The organism is Nodularia spumigena CCY9414 (assembly GCF_000340565.2).
GTDB classification, from domain to species: Bacteria; Cyanobacteriota; Cyanobacteriia; order Cyanobacteriales; family Nostocaceae; genus Nodularia; species Nodularia spumigena.
In genome coordinates, this window is the sequence record NZ_CP007203.1 from 295,572 (window position 1) to 311,183 (window position 15,612).

The window sequence follows — 15,612 nt, forward strand, 5'->3', positions numbered from 1 at the left end:
AAATCAATGGTACAACAAACGGGTATCAGTCCTTAAAAAGAATCAACCCCAAGGATTCTGGAGTAAACAATTAGGTGGTATAACCGAGAAACGTAACAGACAAGTTAGAGATGCAGTAAATAAAGCAGCAAGAATTGTAGTCAACCATTGTTTAGAATTTCAGATTGGTAGTATTGTATTTGGTTGGAACAAGGACACAGACAAGAGATAAATCTGGGTTCAAAAACTAATCAGAAATTTGTCCAAATACCTACTGCACGATTAAAAGACCGTATTGCCCAATTATGTAAGCAATATGGCATCAAGTTTATAGAAACGGAAGAATCTTACACTTCTAAAGCATCCTACGTTGATGGCGATTTTCTACCTGTATTTGGTTCCAAACCAGAAGGGTGGAAAGCGTCAGGAAGAAGAGTTAGTCGTGGTTTGTATCAGGCTTCTAGCGGACTAAAAATAAATGCAGATGCGAATGGGGCTGCCAATATTTTAAGAAAAGTAGCGGTAAAACTGGGATTTAATCTCAGTGGAATCAGTAGCGGCGAATTGATAGCGCCTTTGAAGATCCGTTTGTGGACTCTTCAAGAATCCCCGTCCCTTTAGGGCTGGGGAGTATCAAAACTCAATATTACATTTACTACAAAAGCTTTCTGAAAAAGCAAAATCAAAAGTTTTGCTAACAAAAGAAAACTACTGTGTCAATTTGTGCTAAATAACCATTAATTATTTCGTATCCCTAAATCTTTGTACAAGTGAATAAATGCTGCTGACAATCACAACGACACATTCCCCAGCAACGGAGTTAGGCTACCTGTTGCATAAACACCCAGACCGTTTTCAGTCTTTTGCCCTAAGTTTTGGAAAGGCGCACGTCTTCTACCCAGAAGCTAGTGTAGAGCGATGTACGGCGGCGTTGTTGTTGGATGTTGATCCTGTGAATTTGGTGCGGGGACGTGGTGCAAGGCTAGAACAATATGTAAGCGATCGCCCTTATGTTGCTTCTTCTTTTTTTGAGTGTAGCGATCGCTCAAGTGTTTAGCACGGCTTTAGGTGGTCGCTGCCAAGACTTACCAGAATTAGCACAAACCCCCATTCCTTTGGTAGCAAAACTCTCGGTTTTACCTTGTCGCGGTGGTGAAGAGTTTCTGCGGCAATTATTTGAGCCGTTGGGCTATATTGTCAGTGCCGCAGGTCATATTTTAGATGAGAAATTCCCCGATTGGGGGCAGAGCCAATACTTTACCGTCGAACTTCAGCATACCTTACCTTTGAGTGATTTGTTAAGTCATCTCTACGTCCTAATTCCGGTGTTGGATGACGATAAGCATTACTGGGTAGGCGATGAAGAAATCGAAAAGTTACTACGTCATGGTGAAGGTTGGTTAACTACCCATCCAGCGCGAGAACAAATTACCAGGCGTTACCTGAAACGACAGCAACGCTTAACTCGTCTAGCCTTAGCTCAACTAGTAGAGTCAGATCATCCCGATCTCGATAGCGCTGAAGAAAGTCATGCTAAAGAAGAAGCGGCGGTCGAAAAGCCGATTAGTCTGAATCAGCAGCGATTGGATGGGGTGATTGCGGCTTTAAAACAAAGCAATGCCAAACGAGTGATTGATTTAGGCTGTGGTCAAGGCAATCTCGTCAAAAGACTTGTCAAAGACGGCTTTTTTGACCAGATTACAGGCGTGGATGTTTCCTACAGGGCGCTAGAAATTGCCCAAGAACGATTAGAAAGTCTGCGTCTTCCCCGCAACCAGTGGGAACGCGTACAACTGATTCAAGGCTCACTCACTTACCAGGATAACCGCTTTAGTGGCTATGATGCGGCGACGGTAATTGAGGTGATTGAGCATCTTGATTTGCCGCGACTGGGAGCATTTGAGCGGGTTTTGTTCGAGTTTGCCCAACCGAAAACGGTGCTGGTAACAACGCCCAATATTGAATACAACATCAAATTTGAGAACCTCCCGCCTGGAAAACTGCGACATCAAGACCACCGCTTTGAATGGACGCGATCGCAATTTCAAAACTGGGCAAACCAAGTAGCAGCAGGCTTTGGTTACACTGTGGAATTTCAACCGATAGGAACGGAAGATCCAGAAGTCGGTTCACCTACACAAATGGCGGTATTTAAAAGATGAAGCTGACTATTCCTGAACTATCCCTAATTGTCCTCATTGGTGCTTCTGGTTCCGGTAAATCGACCTTTGCCCATAAACACTTTCAACCTTTTGAGGTGCTGTCTTCCGACTTTTGTCGGGGGTTGGTGTCAAATGAGGAAAATAACCAATCTGCAACTAAAGATGCCTTTGAAGTGCTGCACTTCATTGCCCAGAAGCGCCTGGCAGCAGGTAAACTCACAGTAATTGATGCTACCAATGTGCAGATGGAAGACCGCAAACCCTTACTGCAAATGGCACGACAGTATCATTGCTTTGCGATCGCCATCGTCCTCGATCTACCAGAAGAATTATGCCACGAACGTAACCAACAAAGAAGCGATCGCCAGTTTGGTTCCCATGTAGTGCGTCGTCATACCCAAATGTTACGGCGTTCTCTGCGCGGTTTAGAAAAGGAAGGCTTTCGCTATGTCTACACTCTCAAATCTTTAGAAGTCATTGAATCCATTGAAATCGAACGCCAGCCCCTTTGGAACAACCTCAAACACGAACATGGCCCCTTTGATATCATTGGGGATATTCACGGCTGTTGTGATGAACTCGAAATATTACTTCAACAGTTAGGCTATCAAAAAAGGTCAGAATTATCTCCTGGACTTTGGGACTACCCCATCTACTGCCATCCCGAAGGACGCAAAGCTGTATTTCTCGGTGATTTGGTAGACCGAGGGACGCGGATCTTAGATACAGTTAAATTAGTGCGAAACATGGTTGACGCAGGTACGGCTCTCTGCGTTCCTGGTAATCATGAAAACAAACTATTGCGGAAACTACGCGGTAAAAATGTCCGAGTTAATCATGGGTTAGAGCAAACCTTGACTGAAATTGAGGCTTTACCCGATGAGGTGCGCGAACCTTTCACGACAGAACTGCAAAAGTTTCTGGATTCCTTAATCAGTCACTACCTCTTAGACAATGGGCGCTTAGTGGTGGCTCACGCAGGGATGAAACAGGAAATGCAAGGACGGGGATCTGGTGCTGTGCGCGAGTTTGCTCTTTACGGCGAAAGCACTGGCGAAATTGATGAATTTGGTTTACCCGTGCGCTACAACTGGGCAGGAGAGTATCGGGGTGAAGCAATGGTGGTCTACGGACATACCCCTGTGCCAGAAGCCGAATGGCTGAATAACACTATTGATATCGATACAGGCTGCGTCTTTGGCGGCAAACTTACTGCCCTCCGCTATCCAGAAAAGGAACTGGTGAGCATCCCTGCTGCCCGCGTCTACTGTGAACCGATGAAACCTTTGGTACAGAACACCGCAACACGCACATCTCAACAGGAATTGGATGATGTCTTGTATATTGAAGACGTTTTGGGTAAGCGGCTCATCAACACTCGACTGAAGTCTAATATTACCATTCGGGAAGAAAATGCGATCGCAGCTTTAGAAGTGATCAGCCGTTTTGCTACCAATCCCAAATGGCTGATTTATTTACCCCCCACTATGTCCCCCGTAGAAACATCGCAATTACCAGGATTTTTGGAACATCCAGCCCAAGCCTTCACCTACTACCAAAATGCGGAAATTACACAAGTAGTATGCGAAGAAAAACACATGGGTTCGCGGGCGGTTGTGATTATTTGCCGAGATGTAGCAGCAGCCGAGAAACGATTTGGTGTCGTAAATGAAGGTATCGGCATCTGCTATACGCGCACGGGACGGAGGTTTTTCGATGATTCAGCATTAGAAACAGAACTTTTGGCGCGGGTAAATCTTGCCCTTTCCCAGAGCGGGTTTTGGTCAGAATTTCAAACCGACTGGGTATGTCTAGACTGTGAATTGATGCCGTGGTCAGCCAAAGCACAGGGGCTGCTCCGACAACAGTATGCACCTGTGGGAGTAGCATCACGCGTTGCTCTTAATGATACTGTTACCTGTTTACAACAAGCAAGCGATCGCGGCGTAGACATCAGTACCCAACTTAATCATTACCAACAACGTGCAGAGATGGCAAATCAGTACGTCAGTGCCTACCGCCAATACTGCTGGTCTGTCACTGATATTTCTGGATTAAGGTTAGCTCCTTTCCACATCCTCGCAACAGAAGCCGCCGTCCATATCGATAAAGACCATCGCTGGCATATAGAGGAAATTGCCAAAATCTGCCAACAAGACCCCTCCTTGCTCCTAGCTACTGCCTATAAAGTGATAGATTTGACTGACCCCAGCAGTCAAGCCGAGGGGATTTATTGGTGGGAAAAACTGACCAAAGTCGGAGGTGAAGGAATGGTTGTCAAGCCTATAGACTTTATCGTTCGAGGTAGTCGCGGTATTGTCCAACCTGCGGTGAAATGTCGCGGACAAGAATATTTGCGGATTATCTATGGCCCTGAATATTCCACTCCAGAGAATCTGCAACGTCTGCGCCAACGGGGCTTATATCACAAGCGTTCTCTGGCTATGGGCGAGTTTGCTTTGGGTGTTGAAGCATTGGAGCGATTCGTCGCCCTCACCCCTCTGCGCCGCGTGCATGAATGTGTTTTCGGTATTCTGGCCTTGGAAAGCGAACCCGTCGATCCACGACTTTAATAGACGGAATACTGCTCTTGACATACTCCCCATTACCCCTCATATCATATCCGCCTAATTAGTTACGCCTTATGTGCATCTGTACAAAAACTGCAAAATCCTCTTTCCCCCTGCTCCCCACGGACTACTCCCTACTCCCCCGGTTACTGAGCGTAGTCGAAGTAACTCCCCACTCCCCACGGACTATTCCCCACTCCCCTCCTTTAACCGTCTTTGCCATTCCGCATCAATTTGTGCAGAACGGTCAATTTCTTGATCGATTAAGTCGGTTTCACTGGAATATACTAAATCTTCACTACCGATGACTTTTTCTGTAGCAAACTGCTGTGCGTAGTCAATTTTTCGCAGTAAAGTGTCATCTGGGTTTGTTAATAGTCTAGATCGGGAAAGGCGATCGCGGTTACGTGCAGCAATCTTTTTATTCCGCCATTGAATCCAAAAATAACGCACTAACGGCACACCCAAGAAACCTGCGCCATAACCCAACAACAGCCAATAAATCCCTTCGACAAAAGCGACTAATCCCCCTAATTGGGCAGCTGCTGTACCATCGGCTATCAAACCTCCTAATATTAAAGCCGCCACAAAGTTGAGTACACCCAAACCAGCCGACAGCATAATCTGTCCTGAACTCGCCGCACTAAAACGCCAAGGATATTCTTCCAGGTGCATTGGAACTGAGTGATGAAGTGTCTTAGTTGCTTTGACTTGCAACTCTGGGAAATAATAGACAATCTGCCCTTCAGGACTTACTTCTGGTTGCCCATTAAATCGAATCAGCACCGGCAGCATATAATCTTCATAGTCTTGTGTATAACTTTCACCAAGATTATCCAAATACGGTGCAATTTGTTCTGCTACTACTGCACCCTGATTATTCCGAATCACAGCCCCAATTTCTTGCCATCGGCGTTCTTCTAAATTGGCATTAGGATTACCATCACCAAACAAAAACGAAAATACAGCCTCAAAGAAATTCATATTGCTTTCTTGGCTGGTTTGTTGGTGTCTTTGGTATTGCCGTTCTTGTTGGCGATCGCGATAATTGGGGCTAAAATACCAAAATAAATCCGGGAATGGGAAAAAGAATAACCCCCCACCCCTAGAACTGCTACCCCTACTGTTACCGTCCCGGTCTGAGTTGGAGGCAGTAACAATGATAAAGATGGTAATAGTTATGAGGACAATAGAAAGAATTAAGAAAATAGCAAAAGAAATCCGAATCAGGTAAAAAAGGACTTCCCAGACCTTTTTCCACCATTCCCGCAACCGCATCTGAAAGTATTTATTACGTAAAACATCGCGGAAATTTCGCGGAAATTCGTAAACAATATCACCTGTTTCCGCTACTTGTAAATGTCCGCCAGCATCAGAAGCTAGAGCCAATAACCCTTGTCCAGCCTCGGCGAGATTCAAGCCAGCCTGACTTGACACATCACCGACGGTAACTCGGTAGCCCAGTTTTTCTACAGCTTGCATGATGGTGGGATTGGGAGTCACTACTCTTCCCTCCTGTTAAAATTTAGTTTAATCTTTCTTAAGTATAAAGTTTTATTTTAACTAGGGAGTAGGGAGTGGGGAGTAGGGAGTGGGGAGGTGTGGGAGGTGTGGGAGGTGTGGGGAGAAGACAGTAACCTCCCAATGACTAATGACCAATGACTAATGACCAATGACCAATGACCATTCCTTCATGTTATAATTATGCCGCTTGGCTTGGTTCATCAGCAATTTGGCAGTTTTCAATATGGTTCAGTATACTCTCGCTCAAAGCCCAGAAATTCTGCTCACTGTTTCTGGAAAAGATTCAGCCAAAGCCCGTGAGAAAGCGATGGATCAGCTGATGGAATTGATGGATGCTGGTAAGCTTCCCACGGAACTAGAAGAGGGTTTCGGCCCCCAACAATTAATTGAAGTCAAGGAACCGGCTAACGATTCTCCCAGTGGCGAGGACGGCATTACACAAGCTGTTCAGATTTTAAATAATCTGGCTACACTCAAACTGAAGGTGCAGGAATCACGGGCTGATGCACTAGAAATTCGTCAGGCTGTGGATGTTCTGTTTTCAGATAATTCAGTAACTGAAGAAGAAATTGCTCGTCTCAAGGAAGGTTTTAAAGTCTTAAAAAACTTCGCTCAGGCTAATTTGCGTTACCAGGAAGCACGAGCTAAAGCCGAACACGCACGGGAAGTTTTGGATCAAGCTTTGAAATCTCCTGACTAATGAATGTCGAAATTGTAGAAGGTGAGATTCTTAAACAAGACACGGAAGTTATAGTTAATAGCTAGAACACAAACATAATTCAGATCATCACCAAGGACGGGCAAGACTTGTACTGAGCTTGTCGAAGTATGCCTATCCCGCAATTGGGGATAATTTATTTTCGGGTGTTCCCTGAACACAGATTTATCTGTACTTTTTCTCAATGAAACCTGCTGTAAATACAAAAAAGAAGGAGCAGATTACTCTACTCCTTAATATACTGGGGCGCTAGGATTCGAACCTAGGGATGGCGGGACCAAAACCCGCTGCCTTACCACTTGGCTACGCCCCATCGATTGACTTGAATCAATATAGCATCTTCTCCCAGTGTAATGTCAAGTACCTTGAGCATATTTTTAGGAAAAATATTTTCAATGCTGATTTGCATCTGCTTTCTGTGGCTGGAAACTCGCTCTAGGTCTACTTCTGTGTACATCAGGGACAAAAAAAGGGGGAAGAAAAAATTCTTCCCCCTGTCCATAGTTTTTGTTGTTGTTTGGTTTGTTCGCTTCTTTTAGCCGTTGACGTAACATCTGTCTTTGCTTTTTGAGTTGCCGTGTTCTTGCTGAACCGCCTCTGCCTTTATCGTTTCTGCCTTGTCTACGGGGAGACTCCCATCTTTTAATTTGCATGGTTTTGATTACTCTTAGGTTAGAGAGTATATGTCAAATCTAACATATACTTTCAATATTGTTTAAAGTGGGCAGGAGGAGAATCGAACTCCTATGACCGCAAGGCCGCCACATTTTGAGTGTGGTGCGTCTACCAATTTCGCCACCCGCCCTTGGGTGTAACTTTAATAGTATAGCCTATTTAATTAAATTGCAACAAGTAAATAAAAAAATTTTGTGAAACTATCTGATTTTATCGGTGAAATGTCGGAAATGAGGTGTGTTTAGCTCTCGGAATCTTGCAAGACGAAGGAATGCGGATTTAATAAAATATAGAACCTCACCCCCAGCCCCTCTCCTTAGTAAGGAGAGGGGAGAGTGTCAAAAACCACATTTGGATGTTATTTAATTAATTATTGCGGTGGGTTGGGTGTTCGGCCGTAATGCAGGCGACTGGAGGAGCAAAGGCAAAGCTACCAATTGCGCCATCTACCTTGGGATGCAATTTCATTTTTAGACTTGAGAGCATCACCTTGCAATAGAGATTGATATTCTGTGCTGCTAGACCAACGGTCAATTTCTCTAGCGCGTAGGACTGGGACTGGATGACTTAATTGGGATGTGCGAGCTTCTTTGGCCATTTCACCCAGTTCGGTTTTACTAATATCATCGTAAGCACGAGCTTGGTCAACGAAGGCATCTAAGTTAAGTTGTGGGGCGAGGATAGGTGAACCACCGGCTAACTTCATTAAGACCGACATCACCACTTTGGGGTCTTGGGTGGCTAGCAATGCGGCGCGATCGCAGGTAAACTCAGCACAGCGTACCCATTCCAATAACTGCGCCTGTATGGCTTGAGCCAGAAATGTCCCAACGTTGGGTACAATTGAAGCTGCTAACACCAATATATTTACAGGTGTTAAATAAACGCTGTGGTCACATTTGAGATGCCCTAACTCATGGGCAATTACGGCCTGTATTTCCTCTGGTGTGAGCATATCAACTAAGGAGGTATGCATCACAATAAAAGGTTGCTTACCCCGCATAGCAAAAGTATAGGCATTAGGAGCCGGATGTTGGCGGATATATAACTGGGGAGGCTCTATATCCAGAATTTTGCAGGCTTCTAACAATAATTTGTGTAAATCAGGCAGTTGTTTTTCACCAACTAGCACACTGGCGGCAATATTTTCGACATAAAAAACCTGTTCTGCCATTGGACCGAGCCAATTTCGCACCATCATATCCAGACCTGGAATCTGCTTGAGAGATGTGGTGGCTTGTAGGTCTAATGGATGACGAAAGGAGTCAGCTTTTAAACCGATGAGCGGAGTTTTAAACAAGGACATGATATAGCAAGCTGGAAAAACAAAATATCAACAGCTTCCCCTATTTCAGTATAACGAGTGCTGAGTCATGAGGAGAGACGCGATAAATTGCGTCTGTACAAGAGAGTGCTGAGTAGAAAATCTTAGTCCCTACTCCCCACTCCCCACTCCCTACTCCCCTATCTAAGTCGAAATCGACGCTGGGGGAATACTGCTATTAGAAGTTAATTCTGTATCGGCTGGCACATCGCCAACGCGCAGGATTTTTGCTCCTAGTTGCTGTAATTTCAGATCAATTCGATCATAGCCGCGATCAAGATGGTGTAATCCCTGAAATGTCGTTTCTCCTTCAGCAGCCAAGCCTGCTAAAACTAAGGCTGCCGATGCCCGTAAATCTGTGCCGATGACTGGTGCGCCCGATAACTTCGGCACTCCCCGGACGAAGGCGACATTGCCTTTAACGCGAATGTCTGCTCCCAAGCGATTCAACTCGGAGGCATGACGCAGGCGATTTTCAAAGACGGCTTCGTTGATTAAGCTGTCACCGTCTGCCACACTCAGTAAGGTCATAAATGGGGCTTGCATATCTGTGGGAAAACCCGGATGAGGTAAGGTGTCAATGTCCCTAGCTCTGAGAGTTTCTGCGGGCAGGATACGTAAACAGTCTGGTGCATCCTCAATGATGGTTAAACCAATTTCTCGCAGTTTAGCAATTACTGCAATTAAATGGTTTGGTAACACTGGCGACAGACTAATTTCTGAACGAGTGATAGCTCCAGCAACTAAGAAAGTTCCCGCCTCAATGCGGTCAGGAATAATGCTGTAGTCAACAGAATGCAATTTGGGAACACCCAAGATTGTAATCTGACTGCTGCCTGCACCCTGAATTTTGGCTCCCATCGCGTTACAGAAATTCGCCAAATCAACTACTTCCGGCTCCCGTGCAGCGTTCTCTATAATGGTTTCACCATCTGCGAGGGTGGCGGCCATCATTAAAGTTTCCGTTGCTCCTACACTGGGGCTATCTAGGTAGATTTTGGCTCCTTGTAGTCTGCCATTACTACCTGGAACATAAGCATTACAAATGCCATGTTCAATCTGCACTTCAGCGCCCATCGCTTGCAGTCCTCGGACGTGCAAATCAACTGGCCTGGCTCCGATGGCACAACCACCGGGTAATGGCATTTGTGCGGTTCCTAGCCGGGCTAATATTGCCCCAATGGCAAAAAAACTTGCTCGTAATTGGGTAACTAGTTCGTAGGGAGCTTTTGATGTGGTAATTTCGCTGGCGTTGATATCTAAAATGTCGCCTTGTCTTGTGAGGCGAACACCTAACGCTGATAAAACCTGACTCATCCGCTCTACGTCCGCCAATAAGGGAACGTTGCGGATGCGACAATCACCTGAACACAGCAAGGAGCCAGCCATGATTACCAGTGCGGAATTTTTAGCACCACTGATTTTTACATGACCTCGCAAAGGATGCCCACCCCAGATTTGCAAGACTGAGGAGTCTGCTTCGGGAGAAAGCTTGGCATCTGGTAAACTGCTAGAAGGATTAATAAGCCTACCTCCAAAAACAATACATAATTTTATAGCTTATAAGTTGGTTTTGATTCTACAGTAAAGAGTTGGTTTGTCTACATTTTGTCTGACATCTTGTATAAATAATTTGGGATTTAGATAAGAATTAAAGTCTGTAATCAAGCTGTCGCAAGGCTTATGGAGATTTTATATTTTTATCTGGATAAAAATATAAGAAAGATAACAGAATTATTTCGCGATCGCACTTGACAAAGATAAATATTTAAGTAATAGTAATAAATTGTCGATACAAATCGATGCAAGCGGAACTGGCGGAATGGCAGACGCGCTAGATTCAGGTTCTAGTGCCGCAAGGCTTCCGGGTTCAAGTCCCGGGTTCCGCATATTAATTTGGGTTTAATTCCAAATCGTCATTGTGTTAACAAGTCTACAAAACTCTTTAGTCAAACAAATTCGCAAGCTGCACTCTACTAAGGAGCGTCACAAGCAGCAATTGTGTTTACTGGAAGGAACACACCTGTTGCAAGAGGCTTGTGTGGTGAATTATCCCCTGGTGACAGTGTGTTGTACTCCAGAATGGCAAACAGCTCACCCGGAACTCTGGGAAGCAGCTTGTAGCCACAGTGACAGGGTGGAAATTGTTAGTAAGGAAATTTTAGCAGCGATCGCCACCACAGTCCAACCAGATGGTGTAGTTGCTACAGCCCAAAGGGCGATTAATCAAACTCAAGTCCCTTTTACTGGTTTAGTTCTAGCCTTGGAAACTATCCAAGATCCTGGTAATCTAGGGACTATAATTCGCACGGCTGCGGCTACTGGTGCAACGGGGTTATGGCTGAGTGACGATAGTGTAGATTTAGATAGTCCTAAAGTTTTACGGGCTTCTGCGGGTCAGTGGTTTCGCGTCGCTACAGCAGTTAGTCAAGATTTGAAAGCGACAATACAGCAAAGTCAGCAAGCCGGAATGCAGGTAGTAGCAACTTTACCCACGGCAAATTTAACTTACTGGGATGTAGACTGGCGAAAACCCAGTTTAATTTTACTGGGTAATGAAGGGGCTGGTTTGTCGCCAGATTTAGCTAGCATGGCAGACAAGCAGGTGAAAATACCTCTGAGTTCAGGAGTAGAATCTTTGAATGTGGCGATCGCAGCTGCTTTAATGATGTATGAAGCTCAACGGCAAATAATTCATAATTCGTAGATCCTATTTTTGCTCTTTTTTGTCAAGATATTCTTCAATATCAGCAACAGCATCCTCTAACTCTGCTAAATCAATATCTGTTAAATCTTCAATGAGTTCGGCTTGATTTCTACTGCTATGAGCAAGTTTTGGTTTCGCTTCATCTTCAGTGGCACTTTCTTGTAAGATATTATCTAAATACTCTAAAGATTTCTGCAACTCTTGATCTGCGCCGTGACCCTGTTTGTGCTGATTTTGCTCCATAATGATCATTATTGATGTAAAAATCCTGATTTGGTAGCGTAATCTTGATGGCTATTTCTATAGATGTAAATTTTGTATGATTTATAACTTTAAATTTCGTTTAGCTGCAAAAAGCCAATGATACTGTATCAAGTCTATACATTAAATATGCGGACGGCAAGTTAAGTCGCATTAAAATGGACTTTAGCTATTAGTGGAAATATGATGAGGGCGGGTTCACAGATATCATTCATGATTAAGCGGGATATTGGTAAACCCGCCCCTAGGTGTTTGTTGGGGAAATATTATGAGCATTCTGAAGCCGTTCTCTAATTACCATTAGTTGCTCTTGGTTACTAATGGGGGAACGTGGCGCTGGTAGTTCGGTGTTAGGCCAGTTAGGTAAATCGTTGCAAGGACATAACAAAGCCGGCATACCAAGGCTTCGCATGGGGACTGGCATTTCACAACGACCACAAGCGGTCACTTCCCAAGCTGGTGTGAGTAGTTCGCGAATGGTTTCATCAGTACCCTCCAGGTAACAGTCACCTGTGGTGTGGGAGAGAATTGTTTGCCAACATTCTTCAAATTCTACACTATAGCGATCGCCTTTCAAAACTGGTTGGGGCAAAAAGGTTGCCTTACCATTGCCAACTACGACTTTCTTACCCAACTGAAACCAGTAGGCAAGATACTCTTTAACTTCTTGTTTGGTTGCCATATCACAATTTTAAATTTTTTACCGGAGATTTTTCAGTTGGAATACTTAATTTTAAATTAAATTTTGAGAACTGGGTAATGGTGTCCCCAAAACGCTGAGATTGAGAACATGACCGCCAGTGACTAAATAAACAGGTTGACAAATAGCACCTAACTGGCGGATGAGAGAACCCAAGCGATCGCGGAACAGGCGACCCAGAGGATAAGCTGGAATTACGCCCCAACCTGTTTCTTCCGCCACAAATACCAGATCAGCTGCTACCAGTTCCACAGTTTCTAAGAACTCAGCCTGAGTATTTTTCCAGGTATCCTGATCTTGTTCCAAAAGATTAGCTACCCAAGTACCCAAAGAATCAACTAAAAGGCAGGTATTTGGCTTGGCATCAGCCAGAGTGTCCGATAATTGCACAGGGACTAAAAGCGTTAGCCAATCTGAAGGGCGACGTTTTTGGTGTTCTTGAATACGTTTTTGCCATTCGGTATCGGCTGGATTTTCCGTTGCTGTGGCTACATAAACAACAGTTTTTCCGGACTGTATTGCCAGAGTTTCTGCCCATTCACTTTTACCAGACCTTGCTGGTCCGGTGACTAAAATAACTTTACCCAAAGCTGTATCCTTCTATCACTGCTATTATTTGTTGCTAATAACGTTCACAAAATAAAATTAGCGCCATCATTATCATTTATGCCAAAATTGGCTCAAGCGATCAATCTAACCACCCCATGCTGAATTATTCAACAGTGGGGATAACACGTTTGAGGATATGTTTGTCAGTAACCCAGCCCTAAAGGGACTGGGCTTGTAAGAGTAATCAAGCAAGCCGTACTGACCAGACCACCCTGAGCGCAGTCGTAAAGCCTACGGCATAGCTCCCGGCTAGGGTAGCCGTTATTTGAGTCACGACACCCTGTGGATGCGTAGCTAGTCCCCTGCTCTGTCGCTTGTGATTAAACAGTTCTAAGGTAACAGTTACAGTGTTGCAAGCCTAACAAGCTCTGATAACAGGTCAAAGCTAACATTACTGGAACAGCAAGGCAATTCTCGGCATACAGAGAAGATGGTAAATACTGTTCCTCTATTTACCACACCCCGCAAGGGGACTGCGACTAAAGTCGCTCGTGCCGCTTCCCTCTCAGCACGCTTCGTGACTGAGTTTCCCGCATACCGTGAGGTCTTATGAAAACAGGTTTAAAACGTATTGAGGCAACTTTACATGATTTAGGGCATCGTAGCACTGCCCCTAGTGATGCGGGTGATTCCTTAAAGTCGTCTTTTTCCTTTAGAATTAGCGTGGGAGCAACTGAATCAACAGCCAGTGCAGATGATAGCTCATCGGCAAAACAGACTGAGGAAGTCACTACAGAATCGCCAAATTATGATTCTGGTAATCCCAATTTATTTCTTCAGCATGACTCTGTGCAAACCTTTCCCGCACAAGAAATTGGTGGTAAAACACCCAGCCTACCCAAATTCAAAAATCCTAGCTTCAGTAGCCATCGTCACGGGGCTAATCCGGCATTAGCAATGAATATATTGCAAGAAATTCAGCAACATATCGCCGGTTGGCAGGTAGAATTACAAACGATCTTGCAGCAACTTCAGGATATTTACTTAGAAGGTCCGATTGTTAATGGCTGGTTAGAATCCAATCTCAAAGAACCAGGACAGGGAGGAACTTCTACACTCCGACATGGGGAAGTTGTCCACCTGATGGACTATGTGGAAGAAATTTGTACAACAAATAATCAGAAAGTATCTGAGGAATCCACTCGTGCTGGTTATCGCCTTTGTGGTTTGGATGCTTCTGGTCAAGTCTGGTCACGTCCTTGTCCATCAGAGCAATTACCGATTGTGAGTATGGCGATCGCTCGTCACCAAAAATTACGCCAACTATTGGGGCGCAAGCAGTATCTAGAAACCCGCCTGAGTCAATTGGCAGAAACTCTGGTAGTCTTACACAGTAATATTCAACAGGTTTGAGTAGAACCTGAAAACGAAATTTTACTCAAGTTGACAAATTACTGAATTGAAAATCTATCCTATGCCAGATAACCAAATCTCTGCCATCATCTGTACTCACAATCGTGATACCTACTTAGGCGCGGCGATTGATAGTTTGTTGGCACAGGATTTTTCGGCTGAGTTTGAAGTTGTGGTTGTGGATAATGGGTCTAGCGATCGCACTCGTGAAGTTGTAGAACAAAGACTGGGGAATCCCCGTGTTAAATATGTCTTTGAACCTACCATTGGTTTATCTGTAGCCCGCAATACTGGCGCAAGAGTTGCGAGTGGGGAGATTTTGGCTTATTTAGATGATGATGCTGTAGCTAGTGTTTCCTGGCTGCAAGTTTTGTCTGCTGCCTATGAGCATAACTCTCAACTGGCGATCGCTGGTGGCAAAGTTACTCTTTTATGGCCGCCCAACATCGAACCACCACACTGGCTATCTCCTGGGTTAGCTGGGAATTTAGGAGCATACGATTTAGGCGATCGCATGATATACATTCAGCAGCCAGGTTTAACCCCTAGAGGCTTGAATTACTCCCTACGCCGCAGTTTTCTGGAGGAAATAGAGGGTTTTGACCCTCATCTCGGTCGAGTCGGAAAAAACTTACTATCTAACGAAGAACTGCAAATGACAGAATTTGCCCTCCAGCGTGGTTGGCAAGTTGCATACCTTCCCCAAGCCTTAGTGGCTCACAATGTCGCTCCCGAACGCCTCAAACGCTCCTGGTTCTTAAATCGCGGCTGGTGGCAGGGTATTAGTGAGTGCTATCGTGAACAACTGGCCGATCAAGCCGATATGGGTCAGTTACAACGGGGTAGCGAGCGATTGTTGCGGGGTTTATACAAGGCATTAAAATATTATGCCAATCCGGCAGAACGTTTTGACAACCTTGTATATGCTTATGGGCAAATAGGTTATTTAAATGCAGCTATTCAAGGCTTACTATCCACAAATAAGAAACAATAACCTGTTTCTCATGACCAATGACCAATGACTAATAAC

14 protein-coding genes, 3 tRNA genes and 2 pseudogenes are annotated in these 15,612 nt (G+C 44.7%); 10 read left to right on the forward strand and 9 right to left on the reverse strand.

Annotated features, from left to right (window positions below; translation table 11 throughout):
- The 4 genes and pseudogenes from NSP_RS27440 to NSP_RS01360 form a co-directional block, all read left to right on the forward strand.
- Positions 1–211 (forward strand): annotated as a pseudogene (locus NSP_RS27440) (RNA-guided endonuclease TnpB family protein); the annotation flags it as partial.
- On the forward strand, positions 184–600 hold the full coding sequence (locus NSP_RS01350; RefSeq protein ID WP_017803734.1) for a zinc ribbon domain-containing protein: 417 nt from the start codon (positions 184–186) through the stop codon (positions 598–600). The pseudogene NSP_RS27440 and the gene NSP_RS01350, both read left to right, overlap by 28 nt.
- 157 nt (positions 601–757) lie before the next feature.
- A pseudogene (locus NSP_RS01355) lies at positions 758–2,141 on the forward strand (3' terminal RNA ribose 2'-O-methyltransferase Hen1).
- Positions 2,138–4,714 (forward strand): polynucleotide kinase-phosphatase, encoded by a 2,577-nt coding sequence (locus NSP_RS01360; RefSeq protein ID WP_006199094.1) that lies wholly within the window; start codon positions 2,138–2,140, stop codon positions 4,712–4,714. Before NSP_RS01355 ends, NSP_RS01360 begins: the two are co-directional and overlap by 4 nt.
- A gap of 183 nt (positions 4,715–4,897) precedes the next feature.
- Here the strand turns inward: NSP_RS01360 and NSP_RS01365 are convergent, their stop codons facing one another.
- Positions 4,898–6,214 (reverse strand): hypothetical protein, encoded by a 1,317-nt coding sequence (locus tag NSP_RS01365; RefSeq protein WP_006199095.1) that lies wholly within the window; start codon positions 6,212–6,214, stop codon positions 4,898–4,900.
- 244 nt (positions 6,215–6,458) lie between these two features.
- Here NSP_RS01365 and NSP_RS01370 point away from each other — a divergent pair, with 244 nt between their 5' ends.
- Positions 6,459–6,935, forward strand: a complete 477-nt coding sequence (locus NSP_RS01370) for a hypothetical protein (RefSeq protein WP_006199096.1) — start codon at positions 6,459–6,461, stop codon at positions 6,933–6,935.
- A gap of 259 nt (positions 6,936–7,194) precedes the next feature.
- Here the strand turns inward: NSP_RS01370 and NSP_RS01375 are convergent.
- The 5 genes from NSP_RS01375 to murA form a co-directional block, all read right to left on the reverse strand.
- Positions 7,195–7,266 (reverse strand) — tRNA-Gln (locus NSP_RS01375).
- Positions 7,267–7,345: 79 nt separating this feature from the next.
- Positions 7,346–7,606: a hypothetical protein gene (locus tag NSP_RS01380; protein ID WP_017803736.1), complete on the reverse strand. Its 261-nt coding sequence runs from the start codon at positions 7,604–7,606 to the stop codon at positions 7,346–7,348.
- A gap of 68 nt (positions 7,607–7,674) precedes the next feature.
- A tRNA-Leu gene (locus NSP_RS01385) sits at positions 7,675–7,758 on the reverse strand.
- A 300-nt stretch (positions 7,759–8,058) separates the two neighbouring features.
- On the reverse strand, positions 8,059–8,934 hold the full coding sequence (locus tag NSP_RS01390) for a M48 family metallopeptidase (RefSeq protein WP_017803737.1): 876 nt from the start codon (positions 8,932–8,934) through the stop codon (positions 8,059–8,061).
- A gap of 162 nt (positions 8,935–9,096) precedes the next feature.
- On the reverse strand, positions 9,097–10,476 hold the full coding sequence (gene murA, locus NSP_RS01395; RefSeq protein WP_071839261.1) for a UDP-N-acetylglucosamine 1-carboxyvinyltransferase: 1,380 nt from the start codon (positions 10,474–10,476) through the stop codon (positions 9,097–9,099).
- 284 nt (positions 10,477–10,760) lie between these two features.
- Between murA and NSP_RS01400 the strand changes: the two genes are divergently transcribed.
- Positions 10,761–10,841, forward strand: a tRNA-Leu gene (locus NSP_RS01400).
- 32 nt (positions 10,842–10,873) lie between these two features.
- The gene (locus NSP_RS01405) at positions 10,874–11,659 is read left to right on the forward strand and encodes a TrmH family RNA methyltransferase (protein ID WP_006199176.1); all 786 of its coding nucleotides are present in this window, start codon (positions 10,874–10,876) and stop codon (positions 11,657–11,659) included.
- Between the two features lie 3 nt (positions 11,660–11,662).
- On the opposite strand, the gene NSP_RS01410 is transcribed toward NSP_RS01405, so the two are convergent.
- The 3 genes from NSP_RS01410 to cobU form a co-directional block, all read right to left on the reverse strand.
- Positions 11,663–11,902, reverse strand: a complete 240-nt coding sequence (locus NSP_RS01410; RefSeq protein ID WP_231859519.1) for a hypothetical protein — start codon at positions 11,900–11,902, stop codon at positions 11,663–11,665.
- Positions 11,903–12,164: 262 nt separating this feature from the next.
- Positions 12,165–12,602, reverse strand: a complete 438-nt coding sequence (locus tag NSP_RS01415) for a hypothetical protein (protein ID WP_006199174.1) — start codon at positions 12,600–12,602, stop codon at positions 12,165–12,167.
- 51 nt (positions 12,603–12,653) lie between these two features.
- Complete coding sequence (gene cobU / locus NSP_RS01420; RefSeq protein ID WP_006199173.1) at positions 12,654–13,208, reverse strand: bifunctional adenosylcobinamide kinase/adenosylcobinamide-phosphate guanylyltransferase; 555 nt, start codon at positions 13,206–13,208, stop codon at positions 12,654–12,656.
- A gap of 451 nt (positions 13,209–13,659) precedes the next feature.
- Here cobU and NSP_RS27135 point away from each other — a divergent pair, with 451 nt between their 5' ends.
- The 3 genes from NSP_RS27135 (at position 13,660) to NSP_RS01430 (ending at position 15,576) form a co-directional block, all read left to right on the forward strand.
- Positions 13,660–13,782: a hypothetical protein gene (locus tag NSP_RS27135; protein ID WP_269454107.1), complete on the forward strand. Its 123-nt coding sequence runs from the start codon at positions 13,660–13,662 to the stop codon at positions 13,780–13,782.
- Positions 13,779–14,582: a hypothetical protein gene (locus tag NSP_RS01425; protein WP_006199172.1), complete on the forward strand. Its 804-nt coding sequence runs from the start codon at positions 13,779–13,781 to the stop codon at positions 14,580–14,582. Before NSP_RS27135 ends, NSP_RS01425 begins: the two co-directional genes overlap by 4 nt.
- 61 nt (positions 14,583–14,643) lie before the next feature.
- Positions 14,644–15,576, forward strand: coding sequence for a glycosyltransferase family 2 protein (locus NSP_RS01430; protein ID WP_006199171.1), 933 nt, complete (start codon positions 14,644–14,646; stop codon positions 15,574–15,576).
- Positions 15,577–15,612 lie beyond the last annotated feature (36 nt).